The 13,767-nt window shown below is 74.2% G+C and carries 15 protein-coding genes; 5 read left to right on the top strand and 10 right to left on the bottom strand.

Features of this window, described 5'->3' with window-relative positions:
- Window positions 1–48 precede the first annotated feature (48 nt).
- Both AQJ66_RS00250 and AQJ66_RS00245 read right to left on the bottom strand, forming a co-directional pair.
- Complete coding sequence (locus AQJ66_RS00250; protein WP_061914535.1) at window positions 49–369, bottom strand: STAS domain-containing protein; 321 nt, start codon at window positions 367–369, stop codon at window positions 49–51.
- Entirely contained in the window at window positions 366–4,349 is a 3,984-nt protein-coding gene (locus AQJ66_RS00245; RefSeq protein WP_425264257.1) for a SpoIIE family protein phosphatase, read from the bottom strand. The genes AQJ66_RS00250 and AQJ66_RS00245 overlap by 4 nt, the downstream gene beginning before the upstream one ends.
- 487 nt (window positions 4,350–4,836) lie before the next feature.
- Here AQJ66_RS00245 and AQJ66_RS00240 point away from each other — a divergent pair, with 487 nt between their 5' ends.
- Complete coding sequence (locus AQJ66_RS00240) at window positions 4,837–5,205, top strand: STAS domain-containing protein (protein ID WP_063803990.1); 369 nt, start codon at window positions 4,837–4,839, stop codon at window positions 5,203–5,205.
- A 94-nt stretch (window positions 5,206–5,299) separates the two neighbouring features.
- A complete protein-coding gene (locus AQJ66_RS00235) occupies window positions 5,300–5,863 on the top strand; it encodes a Dps family protein (RefSeq protein WP_061914532.1) in 564 nt (187 codons plus the stop codon).
- 79 nt (window positions 5,864–5,942) lie between these two features.
- Here AQJ66_RS00235 and AQJ66_RS00230 read toward each other — a convergent pair whose 3' ends face one another.
- From AQJ66_RS00230 to AQJ66_RS39615, 3 genes are read right to left on the bottom strand one after another with little or no spacing between them, the layout of a single operon-like run.
- The gene (locus AQJ66_RS00230) at window positions 5,943–7,199 is read right to left on the bottom strand and encodes a M20 family metallopeptidase (protein ID WP_061914529.1); all 1,257 of its coding nucleotides are present in this window, start codon (window positions 7,197–7,199) and stop codon (window positions 5,943–5,945) included.
- Complete coding sequence (locus AQJ66_RS00225) at window positions 7,196–7,951, bottom strand: trimeric intracellular cation channel family protein (protein WP_244162700.1); 756 nt, start codon at window positions 7,949–7,951, stop codon at window positions 7,196–7,198. The genes AQJ66_RS00230 and AQJ66_RS00225 overlap by 4 nt, the downstream gene beginning before the upstream one ends.
- Before the next feature lie 52 nt (window positions 7,952–8,003).
- The gene (locus AQJ66_RS39615; RefSeq protein WP_244162699.1) at window positions 8,004–8,387 is read right to left on the bottom strand and encodes a CocE/NonD family hydrolase C-terminal non-catalytic domain-containing protein; all 384 of its coding nucleotides are present in this window, start codon (window positions 8,385–8,387) and stop codon (window positions 8,004–8,006) included.
- 30 nt (window positions 8,388–8,417) lie between these two features.
- On the opposite strand from AQJ66_RS39615, the gene AQJ66_RS00215 reads away from it, so the two are divergent.
- The 3 genes from AQJ66_RS00215 (at window position 8,418) to AQJ66_RS00205 (ending at window position 10,057) form a co-directional block, all read left to right on the top strand.
- Window positions 8,418–9,098, top strand: coding sequence for an AI-2E family transporter (locus AQJ66_RS00215; RefSeq protein WP_244162698.1), 681 nt, complete (start codon window positions 8,418–8,420; stop codon window positions 9,096–9,098).
- Window positions 9,099–9,188: 90 nt separating this feature from the next.
- Entirely contained in the window at window positions 9,189–9,617 is a 429-nt protein-coding gene (locus tag AQJ66_RS00210; RefSeq protein WP_244162697.1) for a phage holin family protein, read from the top strand.
- Window positions 9,614–10,057, top strand: a complete 444-nt coding sequence (locus tag AQJ66_RS00205) for a DUF3618 domain-containing protein (protein ID WP_061914520.1) — start codon at window positions 9,614–9,616, stop codon at window positions 10,055–10,057. The genes AQJ66_RS00210 and AQJ66_RS00205 overlap by 4 nt, the downstream gene beginning before the upstream one ends.
- Before the next feature lie 78 nt (window positions 10,058–10,135).
- Here AQJ66_RS00205 and AQJ66_RS00200 read toward each other — a convergent pair whose 3' ends face one another.
- The 5 genes from AQJ66_RS00200 to AQJ66_RS00180 form a co-directional block, all read right to left on the bottom strand.
- Window positions 10,136–11,032, bottom strand: a complete 897-nt coding sequence (locus tag AQJ66_RS00200; RefSeq protein WP_061914517.1) for a hypothetical protein — start codon at window positions 11,030–11,032, stop codon at window positions 10,136–10,138.
- 4 nt (window positions 11,033–11,036) lie between these two features.
- Window positions 11,037–11,459 carry a hypothetical protein gene (locus AQJ66_RS00195; RefSeq protein ID WP_061914515.1) on the bottom strand — a complete coding sequence of 141 codons (423 nt, stop codon included), beginning with the start codon at window positions 11,457–11,459 and terminating at the stop codon, window positions 11,037–11,039.
- A 91-nt stretch (window positions 11,460–11,550) separates the two neighbouring features.
- Window positions 11,551–11,781 carry a hypothetical protein gene (locus AQJ66_RS00190; RefSeq protein WP_061914512.1) on the bottom strand — a complete coding sequence of 77 codons (231 nt, stop codon included), beginning with the start codon at window positions 11,779–11,781 and terminating at the stop codon, window positions 11,551–11,553.
- A 99-nt stretch (window positions 11,782–11,880) separates the two neighbouring features.
- On the bottom strand, window positions 11,881–12,576 hold the full coding sequence (locus AQJ66_RS00185) for a DUF6585 family protein (protein ID WP_061914509.1): 696 nt from the start codon (window positions 12,574–12,576) through the stop codon (window positions 11,881–11,883).
- Window positions 12,573–13,655, bottom strand: coding sequence for an AfsR/SARP family transcriptional regulator (locus tag AQJ66_RS00180; protein ID WP_061914506.1), 1,083 nt, complete (start codon window positions 13,653–13,655; stop codon window positions 12,573–12,575). The genes AQJ66_RS00185 and AQJ66_RS00180 overlap by 4 nt, the downstream gene beginning before the upstream one ends.
- Window positions 13,656–13,767 lie beyond the last annotated feature (112 nt).

Here is a 13,767-nt window from a genome sequence, read left to right as displayed (position 1 = left end):
GGGCCGCGCGCACCGGCGCACCCCCGGGGATGTCGGAAACCCCCCGTGTCACACCGGGCCGGGCGGCCGCTCGCCGTCGGTGCCGAGGCCGCGGACGATGGCCAGCTGGGCGAGGCCCGAGACGGTGAGGACGGGCTCCAGCAGCGGCGTGGCGATGATCTCCAGCCGGTCGGCGTGGGCGAACAGCACGCTCAGACCGGCGCTGTCGAGGTACTCCACGGCCGTCAGGTCGAGGAGGAGGGGGCCCGAACCACCGTCGAGGGCGTCGGCCAGGGAGCCGGCGTTGCTCATGTCGATCTCGCCGCCGACCGTGAGCCGGGCGGTGCCGTCCGGGCGCCGGCCTGGGGTGAGGGTGAGCGGGGTGGTCATCGGGCGATCCTCATCTGCATGTCGACGGTGGTTCCGGTGGGGCCGGGAGTGATGGTGACCTGCTGCATCATGGCCCGCATGAGGGCCACGCCCCGGCCGCGGTGGGTGTTGAGCTCCGGCTGGGGGGTCTTCCACCGGCCGCTGTCGGCGATCGTCAGGCGCAGGCTGTTCACGAGGGCCTCGGCGCGCAGCCGCACGCCGCCGCCCGGGGCGTACCGGTGGCCGTGCTCGATCGCGTTGGCGCACGCCTCCCCGGCGGCGACGAGGATGTTCTGCACGGTGTCCGGCGGCAGATCGCACTGGGCGAGCCAGCCGCGCAGCGCCTTGCGGACCGCCGCGAGCTGGGCGGACTCGGCCGGGAAGGACATCTCCAGCGGCGCCGGGTGGCGGTAGAGCAGCAGCGCCACGTCGTCGTCGTAGCCGCCGGCCGGGGCGAGCCGCGTCATCACCTGGGTGGCGAGGTCGTCGACGGGCGCGTCGCGGCCCTCCTGCACGGCGTTGCCGGCCTCGTCGATCCCGGCGCTGAGCGGGCGCCGGCGGCGTTCGACGAGCCCGTCGGTGTACAGCAGCAGCGTCGACCGCGCGGGCAGGACGCACGCGGCCTGCGGGCGCTCCCTGCCGGGCCGTACCGCCAGCGGGAGCGAGCGCCCCTCGTCCAGCAGCCGGGTGGTGCCGTCGGGATGCGCGAGGATGCCCGGCGGGTGCCCGGCGCTGGAGTAGGTCAGCTCGCCGGTGCCGGGGTCGAGGACACCGCAGAACACGGTGGTGCACAGCGCGCCGGGGACGCTCGCGGCGAACTGGTCGAGTGCCGTCAGCGTCCGGGCCGGGCCGGGGTCCTGCAGCATCAGCGCGCGGCAGGCGCTGCGCAGTTGCCCCATGACGCTGGCCGCCTCCAGGCCCCGTCCGACGCAGTCGCCCACGACGATGCCGATCCGCCCGTCCGGCAGGGCGACGGTGTCGTACCAGTCGCCCCCCACCTCCAGCGGGCGGGTGGCGGGCTCGTAACGCACGGCGAAGCCCTCGGGGAGGCGGGCCGGGCCCAGGATGGCGCGCTGCAGCGCGATGGCGGTCTCCCGCTGCTGGTCGATCTGGTGCGCCCGGACCAGGCCCTGCGCGAGGTGCCCGGCGAGCAGCGAGAGCAGGAACTGGTCCTCGGAGGTGAACGGCCGGTTCTCGCCCAGGTCGATCCACACGGCCAGCGGGCCGTCGGGGTGTTCCAGCAGGACACCGGCGCCGCTGTCCTCGGCGACCGGGGTGAGCGGTGCCCGGTCGCGCAGTCCGGTGATCGCCTCCCGGCGCCGCGCGGGCAGGTCCTCCCACCGCAGGTCCGGTGCCGTGGTGGTGAGGGCGGGCACGTCACCGCGGGTGAAGAGGGCGGCCACCACGTTCCGCGCCCGCCACAGGGTGCTCAGCTCGGCCAGGGCACCGGACAGCGCCTCGGGCAGGCTGGCGGCCCGGGACAGGGACGTGTGCAGCGCGGCGAGCGCCGTCTCGCGCTGGACGGCGTAGTGCTCGGCGGTGACGTCGCGGAAGGTGCCGACGGTCACCTCGCGTCCGGTGTCGGGGTCCTGGGCCTTGTTGTAGGTGACGGCCACCCACAGGCGATGGCCGTCGCGGTGGGTGACCGGGATGGTGTACGAGCCCTGCCCCCGCACCAGCAGGTCGGCGAAGGCGTCACCGACCCGGCGGTGCGCCTCGGGGTCGGTGGCGGCGTCCGGCCACCAGGGCTGGACCGGCGCGTACGGCAGGTCCTCGGGGCCGTAGCCGAGGATGTCGGTGAAGGCCGCGTTGATCTCCAGGACGGCCCCGGACTCGTCGCAGACGAAGAACGCCTCCTGGAGGGAGTCGATGAGCGCGGTCCGCCAGCGTGCGTGATGGCTGCGCAGCCGGGCCAGTTCGACGTTCGCGCGCACGCGGGCCAGCAGTTCCGCGGCGGCGAAGGGCTTGACCAGGTAGTCGTCGGCGCCGGCCCGCAGGCCCTCGATCGAGTCCTCCTGCCCGGCCCGCGCCGACAGCAGCAGCACGGGCACCGAGGCCGTACGGGGGTCACCGCGCAGCCGGGCCACCAGCTCCAGTCCGTCGAGGCGGGGCATCATCACGTCGCTGACGACGAGGTCCGGGGTGTCGCGGCGGACGGAGTGGAGGGCTTCGACACCGTCGTTCACGGTCGTGACGTCGTATCCCGCCCCGGCCAGCATGCGCGTGAGGTACTCGCGCATGTCGGCGTTGTCGTCGGCCACCAGCACCCGGGCGCCGGCGGCCGCTCCCGCGCCGGACGCGCCGCCGCCCGCCCCGGTCCGCACCGCCGTGTCGTCGGCGGTGGTGCCGGTGTCACCGGCCGGCAGCCAGCGCAGGGCCTCCTGGACGTAGGGGTCGGCGCCGGCGTGAGCCGCGGTGCGGCCCGCCTCGGGCGCCACGGCCTCGGCAGGCAGGTGACCGGCCCCGAACGGCAACCGGATGGTGAAGGTGGTGCCTTCGCCCTCGGTGCTCTCGGCGGTGATCGCGCCGCCGTGCAGCGCGACGAGTTCCTGCACCAGGGCCAGCCCGATGCCGCTGCCTTCGTTGGAGCGGGCGCGGCCGTTCTCGATGCGGTGGAACCGCTCGAACAGCCGGGGCATCTCCGCCGCCGGCACACCGGTCCCGGTGTCGGCGACGGTGACCACCGCGTGCGTGCCCGCCCGGTGGACGCCGACGCGGACCGCACCGTCGAAGGTGAACTTCAGCGCGTTGGACAGCAGGTTGAGGACGACCTTCTCCCACATGCCGCGGTCGACGTACACCGGCTCGTCCAGGGGCGGGCAGTCCACCTCGAAGGCGAGTCCGGCCCGCTCCACGGCCGAGCGGAAGACGCTGGCCAGCTCCGCGGTGACCCCGGCCAGGTCGACCGGCTCGTAGCGGGCCTGCACGCGGCCGGCCTCGATGCGGGAGAAGTCCAGCAGCGTGTTGACCAGCTTGCCCAGGCGCAGCACGTTGCGGTGGATGAGGTCGAGTTCCCGCCGCACCGGCTCCCGTCCGTCGGGGAACCGGGTGCGCAGTTCCTCGACGGGCCCCATGATCAGGGTCAGCGGGGTCCGGAACTCGTGGCTGATGTTGGAGAAGAAGGTGGTCTTGGCCCGGTCCAGTTCGGCCAGTTCCTCGGCCCGCCGCTGCTGCGCCTGGTAGCTCCGGGCCCTGCCGATGCCGGAGGCGATGTGCCCCGCCGCCAGCTCGACGAACCCCCGGTAGCCGCCGTCCAGCACGCGGTAGCGGTTGAGCGCGGCCACCAGGAAGCCGTAGGGGGCGCTCCCCTGCTGCGGCAGCGGGACCACGAGGGCCTGCACGGGCGGTTCGGGCCAGTCGCCGGCGGGCAGGCCGGCGAAGACACCGCCGGCCAGCGGGACCAGGGCCGTCTCACCGCGGGCCAGAGCGGCGGCGGGCCACACGGCGCCGGGGTCGTCGACGGCGAGCACGGCCGGTGCGGCCGGATGGTCCGCGGTGATGCCGGTCGCACCGGCCAGCCGGGCGGTGTCGCCGTCGAACAGGTAGGTCAGGGTGAAGGGCAGGTCCCGCCGGTTGCCGGCCAGCTGCCGGTCGGTGAAGGCCAGCACCTCCCGCTCGGTACGGATCACGCTCGGGTCCGAACCCAGGTCCCGCAGCGTGGCCATCCGCCGGTCGCCGATCACCCGCTCGGTGTCCTCGCTGACCACGCACAGGATGCCCACCACGTCACCGGCGTCGTCGCGCAGCGGGCTGTAGGAGAAGGTGTGGTAGGTCTCCTCCCGGTAGCCGGCCCGCTCCAGGAACAGCAGCAGCCCCTCGTCCCAGGTGGCCTCGCCCGTACCGAGCACGGTCTCTATGCGGGGGCCGGCGTCCTCCCAGGCCTCCGCCCACACCACGTTCGCGGGACGCCCCAGCGCCCACGGGTACTTGCGGCCGAGCGTGTCACGCCGGTACGCGGCGTTGCAGAAGAAGGTCAGCTGCTCGCCCCAGGCCATCCACATGGGGAACCGGGAGGACAGCAGGATGCTGACGGCCGTCTGCAGGCTCTGCGGCCAGTCCCGCGGCGGACCGAGGGGGGTGGCCGCCCAGTCCACCGCGGCGAGGTCCGCACCCACCTCGCGGTCGGCGGCGAACACGTCGCCGTCGGCCGCCGTCGGCCGGTGGCCGGACTCGTCCCTACGCTCCACCACGACACCCGTCTCCTCGTGCCGGCCCGCCCCGAGGCCGCTCCCGTGCCCAACGCGCACGCGGCCGTCCGCGTGCCTTTGCCGTCTGCCCCCGAACCGCCGCCCGACGCCGGCGGACGCCGTCCGCTCGACAAGGCGAGCAATCGCGACCCCGTAGGATAATCCCGGCGGGCGGGGAAACCCGCGCGGGTGGCGCACGGCAGGTGCGCGGGTCGGAGAGGGCGTGCGCCCCGCTCACGAGGACTGCCGGAACACGATCCGCCGCCCCGGTCGTTTTTCGACTCGCCCCACAGGAGACCTGGTGAACGAGACAGACGGCGCTCTGGCCATCAGCACGCATCCGAGCCCGGCGGGGCCCGTGGTGCTGCGCCTGGCCGGAGAGCTGGACCACTACACGGGTCCCGACCTGCGGCAGGCCGTCGAGGACCTGCTGCGCACTCCCGGCGGCCCGGGAATCGTCGCCGACCTGTCGGGACTGGACTACTGCGACTCCACGGGCATCACCGTGATCATCACGGCCTTCCACCGCGCCCAGGCCATGGGCTCGTCCTTCTCGGTGGGCGGGCTCAGCCCCGCCATGTCCCAGCTCTTCCGCGTGGCGGGACTCGACCAGATCTTCGTCCTGCACCCCAGCGTGCAGGAGGCGGTCGACGCCCTGGGCGGCGACTGACCCACGCAGCGGGTCCGTCGGACATGTCTGACCTGGCCGAACCTGGGCAACCGGGAGGGTGCAGCTACCCCCCGAGGCAACACCGAGGTGAGCCATGACGCAGGATCTGACCCCGAAGTACACGGTCCCCGGCATCGAGCGCGAGGCGGCCGGCCGGCTGATCGGCACGCTCCGGCTGCGCCTGCACGCACTCAACGATCTCCATCTGACCCTGAAGCACGTGCACTGGAACGTGGTCGGGCCGCACTTCATCGCCGTGCACGAGATGATCGACCCGCAGGTGGACCGGGTCCGGGAGATGGCCGACGACGTGGCCGAGCGCATCGCCGCACTCGGCGGTGTCGCCCAGGGCACCCCGGGAGTGCTCGTCGCCGAGCGCACCTGGGACGACTACTCCATCGGCCGGGCCGACGCGATCGCCCATCTCGGCGCGCTCGACCTGGTCTACACCGGAGTGATCGAGGGTGTCCGGGCCGCGGTCAAGGAGGCCGGGGACATCGACCCCGCCACCGAGGACCTGCTCATCGGGCAACTGCGCGACCTGGAGCAGTTCCAGTGGTTCGTCCGGGCGCACCTGGAGAGCTCGGGCGGCACCCTCGCCACCGGCCGGTCCCACACGGAGAAGGAGGCCGCGGCCAAGGGAGCCGAACTGGGCTGAACGGCCCCCGCTCCACGCCACCGGCCGGCGGCCGGGCCCTGGTCCGCGGATCGGGTCCGGCCGCCGGCCTTTTTCGGTCTCAGCCGCCCAGCCAGGCCAGCGCCGCCACCGTCAGGGCGCTGACGCCGGTGTCCAGGGTGGGCTGGACGACGGGGGCGAAGGCGGGGCTGTGGTTGACCGGGACGTCCTGGGCGACGGTGCCCTTCCGCGCGGCCTCGGCGTACCGGCCGGGGTCGATGCCCCCGATGCCCCAGTAGGTGAAGGGCACGCCGAACGCCGCGGGGATCTCACTCATGTCCTCGCTGGCGGTCTGCAGGTCGATGGTGTGCGCGTCGTCGCCGAAGTGGGCGGCGAACGCCTCGGCGACGCGCCGGGTCGCCTCCTCGTCATTGACGGTGGGCGGGAAGGCGGCGGTCCGCTCGAACTCGGGTTCCGCCGGCGATCCGGACGCCTCGCACTCGGCCCGGACGATGCGTTCGATCGCCTTCAGGACCTGGGTGCGCGTGGCGGTGTCGTAGGTGCGGACGTTGAGCTCGACGACGGCGCTGTCCGGAATGACGTTGGGGCCGCTGCCGGCGCGGATGCTGCCCACGGTGACGACGGCGGGGGTGGTGGCGGCGAGTTCCCGGGAGACGATGGTCTGCAGCCGTACGACGATCATGGCGGCCATCACCACGGGGTCGACCGCGGCCTGGGGCATGGAGCCGTGCGCCCCTCGGCCGTGGACGGTGACGCGCAGGCTGTCCGCGGCGGACAGGAAGGGGCCCGGGCGGGTGCCGACGTAGCCGGCCGGGTAGGGCAGGACGTGCTGGGCGAGGACCACGTCGGGCCGGGGCACCCTGGTCGTCAGACCGTCGTCGATCATGGCGCGGGCGCCGTCGCCGTTCTCCTCCGAGGGCTGGAAGAGCGCCACGAAGGTGCCGCGCCAGGCGTCCTGGGCCTCGGCCAGCAGCCGGGCGCAGCCGAGCAGGGCGGTCACGTGCACGTCGTGCCCGCAGGCGTGCATGACCGGCTGCTCGGTGCCGTCCGGGCCGGTCAGGGTCGCGGTGGAGGCGTACGGCAGGCCGGTCCGCTCGCGTACCGGGAGGGCGTCCATGTCCGCGCGGGCCATGACGGTGGGTCCGTCGCCGTTGGCCAGCACGCCGGTCACGCCCGTCCCGCCGATACCGTCGGTGACCTCGTACCCGAGGTCCCGCAGCGCGTCGGACACCTTCTTGGCCGTGCGGTGCTCCCGCAGGCCGAGTTCGGGATGCCGGTGCAGGTCCCGGTAGAGGTCCTCGAGACCGGAGCGGATCCCGGAGAGGCCGGACAGCACTGCGCGGTTTCGGTCGGTCACGGCGTCTCCTTGCGCGGGTGGGGCTGCTCTTCCTCCCCGTTCCGGGCGGTGGTGCGGGTGCCGTGCCGCAGCGTCGCGGGGATCGGCGGCCGGGGCTGCCAGTCCAGGCTGGTGGGCAGGTTCCAGCCGAACCGCACGGCGGTGAGCCGGAAGGCCAGGGCCAGGGTGATGCCCAGGGCGACGCCGATCGCCGGCACGCCGAGGTACGCGCACACCACCGTCGCTCCGGCGACCACGACGGCGACGGTGGCGTACAGGCCGTTGCCGCCGAAGACGGCCGGCATCCGGCCGAGGACGACGTCGCGCAGGGCGCCGCCGCCGACGGCGGTCACGGTGCCCAGGAGGACGGCCGGAAGCCATCCCAGCCCCACGGCGAGCGTCTTGTTGACCCCGGTGACCGCCCAGAACCCGAGGACGGCGGCGTCGAGCGCGGTGAACAGCCGGGTCCAGGACGCCTCGCTGATCTTGATGAGGAAGACCACCACGGCGCCGGCCACGGCGGTCGGCAGGTAGGCGTAGTCGGTCAGCGCGACCGGTGTGCCGTGCTGCAGCAGCACGTCCCTGATCATGCCTCCGCCCAGACCGGAGAGGATGCCCACCACCAGGAACCCGAACAGGTCCAGCCCGGCCGTGCGGGCCACGGCGCCGCCCAGCAGCGCGCACGAGAAGACCCCGGCGAGGTCGAGGTAGCGCGTCGCGACCGTGATCCCGGCGGGGATCAGGGAGGCCGACATCGCGTGCACGGTGGACACGAGGACGAGCCTAGTGACCCGGCGTCGCCACGGCACACGCAGGCGGACACGGTCAGTGACGTCCCGTCGCGGTCGCCCCCTCGGCCGTCGTGAACGGCAGCACCAGCCGGGACGGGTGTGCGGCGTCGCGGTAGATCTTGTGGGTGACGGGGCGGCCCACCGGCAGGTGGAAGGCGTCCGGCGGCGGCAGGGCGTTGTGCTCGTCGGCCAGGGGCTCGTCGTTGGAGAGCTCCACGACCAGCTTGTGGCCCGGCAGGAACGTCGCCGCGAACGGGTAGACGCGCAGCACGTACTCCTCGATCCGCCCCGGTTCGACCGGCACCGCGCGGGTGTGCGGGTGGTACGGGTCGCCCTCGGTGGTGCGCTCCTCGTCGAGCTCGCGGTGCGGGGCCTTGAGGTAGGCGGTGGTGACGAGCTGCGCTACGTCCAGCGGCACCAGCGGCAGATCCGCTCCTTCGCCACCGGGTTGGGCACCCCCGCCTGGGCGTTCGTCCGCTCCACCGCCACCAGCCTGGCGGGCGCCGTCACCATCTTCGTCCTGGCGTATCTGATGGTCCTCGAGGGACCCAAGGCCGTCGACGGCGCCCTGTCGCGGCTGGACGAGGCGCAGGCCGCCCGTATCCGCCGCGTGGGTGCCGGGTGCGCGCGTACCGTGAACGGCTACCTCACCGGAAACCTGCTGATCAGCGTCATCTGCGGCGCGCTGACCTATGCCGTGCTGCTGATCGCCGGGGTACCGTTCGCGGCCCTGCTGGCCCTGTTCGTCGCCATCGCCGACCTCATTCCGCTGGTCGGGGCCACGCTCGGGGCCGTCGCGGCCTCCCTGGCGGCGTTCATCCACTCCCTGCCGGCCGGCATCGGCGCCGTCGTGTTCTTCATCGTCTACCAGCAGGTCGAGAATCACCTCCTGCAACCGGTCATCCTGTCCCGGACGGTGAAGCTCAACCCGCTCACCGTGCTGCCGGCCATCCTCCTCGCCGTCGAAGTCGCCGGAATCCTCGGCGCCCTGCTGGCCATCCCCGTCGCCGGGATGGTCCAGGTCGTCCTCCGCGACGTCTGGGCGCATCGCGAGGGGCGCCCGCTGCGGCTGCCGATGCGGGGGGACGACCCGGCCGACGCGCCCCGGCAGACCGGAACCAAGAGCTAGGTGACCCCTGAACCGCCCGCACCGGGGTACCCGCGCGCTCACGACGTCAGGACCGCATGTCATGCACAGAGAATCCGGAAGGGAATCGCCGTGACCAGTACGCAGCCTCGTCACGAGACAGGCCCCCAGGCGCAGGGCTCCGAACCGGTGGGCCAACTGGTGCAGCGTGCCTCGCAGCAGCTGACCGAGCTGGTGCGCGGCGAGCTCCGCCTGGCCCAGGCGGAGATGAAGGAGAAGGGCAAGCGCTACGGCAAGGGCGGCGGCCTGTTCGGCGGCGCCGGGCTGGTCGGGTTCCTGATGCTTCAGGCCCTGGTCGCCACCGTCATCGCGGCCCTGGCCGTGGCGCTTCCGGTGTGGGCCGCGGCCCTGATCGTCACCGCCGTACTCGGTGCGATCGCCGCGGTGATGGCGCTGACCGGCAAGAAGCAGATCGCCGAGGCCGCGCCCCCCGCACCGGAGCAGACCATCGACAACGTGAAGGCCGATGTGGCCGAGATCAAGGAGAGTGCGCACCGATGACCCAGCCGCCCCACGACGAGCCCACCGCCGCCGGCCCCGAGGAGCTGCGTGAGCAGGTGGAGCAGACCCGCCACGAGCTCGGCGCCACGGTGCAGGCGCTGGCGGAGAAGACCGATGTCCGGGCTCGCGCCCAGGAGAAGGCCGCCGAGGTCAGGGAACAGGCCGCCACCAAGGCCGCGCAGCTGAAGGACAAGGCCGCCGGCATCGCGCAGCAGGCGCAGGACAAGCTCCCCGACCCTTTCAAGGACAAGGCGTCCCAGGTGGCCGGTCAGACCCGCGCCAAGGCCGCGCAGGCGGGCCGGCTGTGGCAGGACAAGGCTCCCGAGCCGGTACGCCAGAGCACCGCCCGCAGCGCGCGGTGGGCGCGGGACAACCGCACCCTGCTGATCGCGGGGGGCACTGCCGTTCTGCTGTGGCTGGCCTGCCGCCGCAAGGGGTGAACCGGTGAGGGACCGCGGGGGCCGGCACCGACGGGTGCCGGCCCCCGCGGCGTACACCGGCCGCAGGCCGCGCGCCCGTCAGTTCGGCCTCTGCACGGCGCACACGGTGGCCGCGCCGCTGAAGACCGGCCACGACAGGGTCTGCCGGTCGGTGCGCTGGGGGCAGCCGCCGCCGTTCAGCACGGCCGTGATCACCATGATCGCGTTGAGCCCCTTCGGCACCTGCGTCCGGTCGCAGCCCCAGACGCTGAACAACCGTCCCTCGCCGCGGATCGTCCCGTCGGCCTGTCTGCTCAGTTTCGCGGGGAAGCACTGCCCCGCGGCGAACACGCGGTCCAGGCAGAGGGCGGTGGACGACCCGTCGTGGTTGACGTGACCCCAGCCCCATCTGCCCGGTCCGCTCGGGCAGTTGGCGGCCAGAGTCGTCACCGTGGTGACTTTCGAGAACGCGAAGTCGGCACCGCAGTCGACGGCGGCCGGCCGGTCGCGGTTCAGCCTGCCCCAGCCGGCGTCGTACACGTTGAGGCAGGTGCCGACGCCGGCGGACGCGAACGCCACGTCGACCGGATCCGGCGGGTCCGGGGTCGGGGAGTCGCTGGGGCTGGGGCTGGGGGAGGCTTCCGGGCTCCCCGAGTCCTCCGGCTCCTCGTCGTCCCCGGCGGCGGGCGTCGGCTCCCGGTTCGGCGCCGTCGTCGTGGAGGACCCGCCGGGGCGCTCCGGTCCGGCGGCGGTCCCCGTGCGGTCGCGTGTGCCGGACCCGGCCGTCTCCTGCCACGGCTGCCACATGCCGAGGAGGATCACGAGGCCCACGAGCGCGGCGAGCGCCGCCGACGAGGCGCTGATGAAGTACATGCTGTTGATGTCCCGGCCGGCCACCGTGATCGTGGACCGGCCGTCCGCTCGTGCGCTGATGTGCGTCCCGCCACCGTCGGCGCCGTCCTGCCCGGTGCCGCCCGGGGACCCTCCGTAGTCCAAGAGGTCACCCCTTGGTGATGTTGACGTCTCGGCCGGCCATGGTGACGCGCGACCGCCCCGACGCGTTCGCGGTCAGACGGATACCGCCGGCGGGCGGTCCCGCCTGCTCGGCCACGGGCCGCAACTCGTCGACGATCCGCCGGAGTTCGGGGACCAACTCCGGGTCGGCGGCCAGCAGCCGGCGCAGCCGCGTCTGCCACTCGCCCACGAGTTCGCTCTCGGCCCGCTCGTCCCCGCGCTCCCGGGCGGCGAGCACGTCGGCGCGCGCCTCCTCCAGTTCGGCCACCACCGTGTCCGCCCGCTCGGGGTGCACCCGGCGCCACAGCTCGCCCATCGCCCGCCGCGCGCTCTCCCACCCGGCCGTGGCCATCGCGCCGACCACCGTCGACGCGGCCAGGTGCACCAGTGCCGCCAGTTCCGCTTCCATCGCCGTACTCCTGTGTCTGCCGTGTCTGCCGTGTCCGCTGTGTGTGCTCGACGTGCCGGGTCGCCGGCCGTCGTCCGTGCCCTCCGTGCCGTCAGTGCCGCGAGGCGAGGATCAGGAGCAGCACCAGGACGCCCAGGGCGATCAGGCACCCGGAGCAGCCGCCGGAGGACGACCCCTTGCGGAACTCGACCATCCCGCCGGGAACGACATGCGGGTGGCTTCGGCCGTAGTGCGCCTCGATCGCCTCCTCCCCCTGCGATTCGCTCCCCCAGGCGGTGTGGTGCCCGCACTCGCCGCACCGGTACCGGTAGCTGTCGGCCATGACTGTCTCCTTCGGTTCGTGGGTCGCGCGGGTGACCGCCGGCCGGGTCCTCGGACGCCGGGAGCGGCCGGTGAAGCGGCCGTGTGGGACGGCCGTAGGTCAGTCCTCGTCACGCTCGGCACCGGCGAGCTGCTCGGCGAGGGCCTGGAAGACGCAGAGGTTCGGGATGCCGGACGCGCCCGTGGCCCACACCTGCCAGCGGCCGGTGGCGCGGACGACGACGGAGCCGTTGCGGCTCTCGATCCGCTCGACCTGCGCCCACCGCAGGGCCGTCCGGCCGGAGCCGACTTCGTCCCTGGTGATCCACAGGGGGCCGAAGTCCAGCCGTGCGCCCAGCCGCAGCGCGGCCAGGGCCCGCGGCGCCTGCGCGTCGGTGACGGCCCGGCGGATCTCGGGCCACCACCGCGCCGGCCGGCCGAAGGCACCGCAGCGCAGCAGCGTCCGGTCGCCGTCGACGTCCACGAGCACCAGCGCGCGGGTGACGCCCCGCGCGGACAGCACCCAGCGGCGGCGCACCACCGTGGTGTCGAAGCGAACGACATGGATCCGCTTGCCGACGGCGGCCGTCATCCCGTACTCGTAGAGGTCCAGCCGTGCGCCCGCCCTCGCGGCCGGCCCGCCGCCGGTCCGCGGCAGGAGCCACGCGCCCGCGGTGGCGGCCCACCGGGCCCCGGGCGCGGTGCGCGGTGCCCGGTAGGTGACGCGCCGCCTGCCGAGACGTGCCCGGCCGGCGGCCGCGGAGATCCGCGCCAGCAGCAGTTCCTCGTCGCGTCCGCCGGCGGCTCCCGCGTTCACGCCGCACGCGCCCGCACGAGACCGGTGCCGGCGCCGTCCCCGCGCAGGACCGCCCGCCGCGCCCGCACCAGCACGTCGCCCGGCCCCACGCCCAGGTCGTCGGCGAGGCGCCGGCCGGCGCGGTCGAAGACGGCCAGTGCCTCGGCCCGCCGGCCGCCGCGCCACAGCGCGTGCATCAGCAGCGCGGCGACGGGTTCGTTCAGCGGCTCCTCCTGGGCCAGGGCGGACAGCCCGGCGATCGCCTCGGCGTGCCGGCCGAGCCTCAGCTGCCCGTCCGCCTTCCGCTGCGCGAGGGCGACCCGGCGCCGGGTGAGCCGCAGACGCTCCGCCTCGGCGAACGGCCCGGGCAGTCCGGCCAGCGGCTCACCGCGGAACAGGTCCAGCGCCCGGCCGCACAGCCGCACGGCCTCGGACAGGTCGCCGGCGCGTTCGGCCTCCGCCGACCGGGTGGCGAGGTCCTCCATGCGCAGCACGTCCACCTCGGCGACACCGGGGACCAGCCCGTATCCGTACCGGTCGCGCCGGATCACCGACTCCGGGGACTCCCCGAGCCGCAGGCGCCGGCGCAGCCGGTACACGTAGACCGGTACGACGTTCCCGTCCGGCATCTCCCTGCCCCACACGTCCTCCAGCAGCCGCCGCCGGCTGACGGAGCGGCCGGCGCTCAGCGCCAGCGCCGCCAGCACGGCCTGCTGCCGCACGGGGCCGACGTCCACGGGCCGCCCCGCGAGCGTGGTGAGCAGGGGGCCGAGCACCGACACCCGGAGCCAGGGGCCGGGTGCGGTGCCCGTCCGCCGCCCGGCGGTCGTCCCCGGCCCCGGTGCCTGCCCGCGCGGGCCCTGTCCCGGCACGACCAGACCGCAGTCGAAGGCGTGCACGATCGCGGCGGCCCGGTCCCGCAGCCCCAGCTTCGCCAGGACGCGGCCGAGCCGCTCGGCCACCGCGTGCTCGGGCAGGGCCAGGGCGCCGGCGATCTCGGCGTCCCCCAGGCCGCAGCCGAGCGCGTACAGCACCTCGCGCTCCTCATCGGTGAGGGCCGTGACGCCCGGATCGCCCCCGGCTGGTGTCGTCGTCGGCATGGCGGCTCCCCGTTCTCGGGACCGGTCGATCCACTCGCCCCGGTCGGTCTCGTCGGTGCCGCCGAGACTGGCCGCCGTGCAGGAAATGTGGACAGAGCATTGAACCGGTCAT

Origin of the sequence: Streptomyces bungoensis, assembly GCF_001514215.1 — a bacterium.
Classification (GTDB): domain Bacteria; phylum Actinomycetota; class Actinomycetes; order Streptomycetales; family Streptomycetaceae; genus Streptomyces; species Streptomyces bungoensis.
The sequence above is the reverse complement of the archived record's forward strand: the minus strand, read 5'-3'. Positions and strand labels throughout refer to the sequence as shown.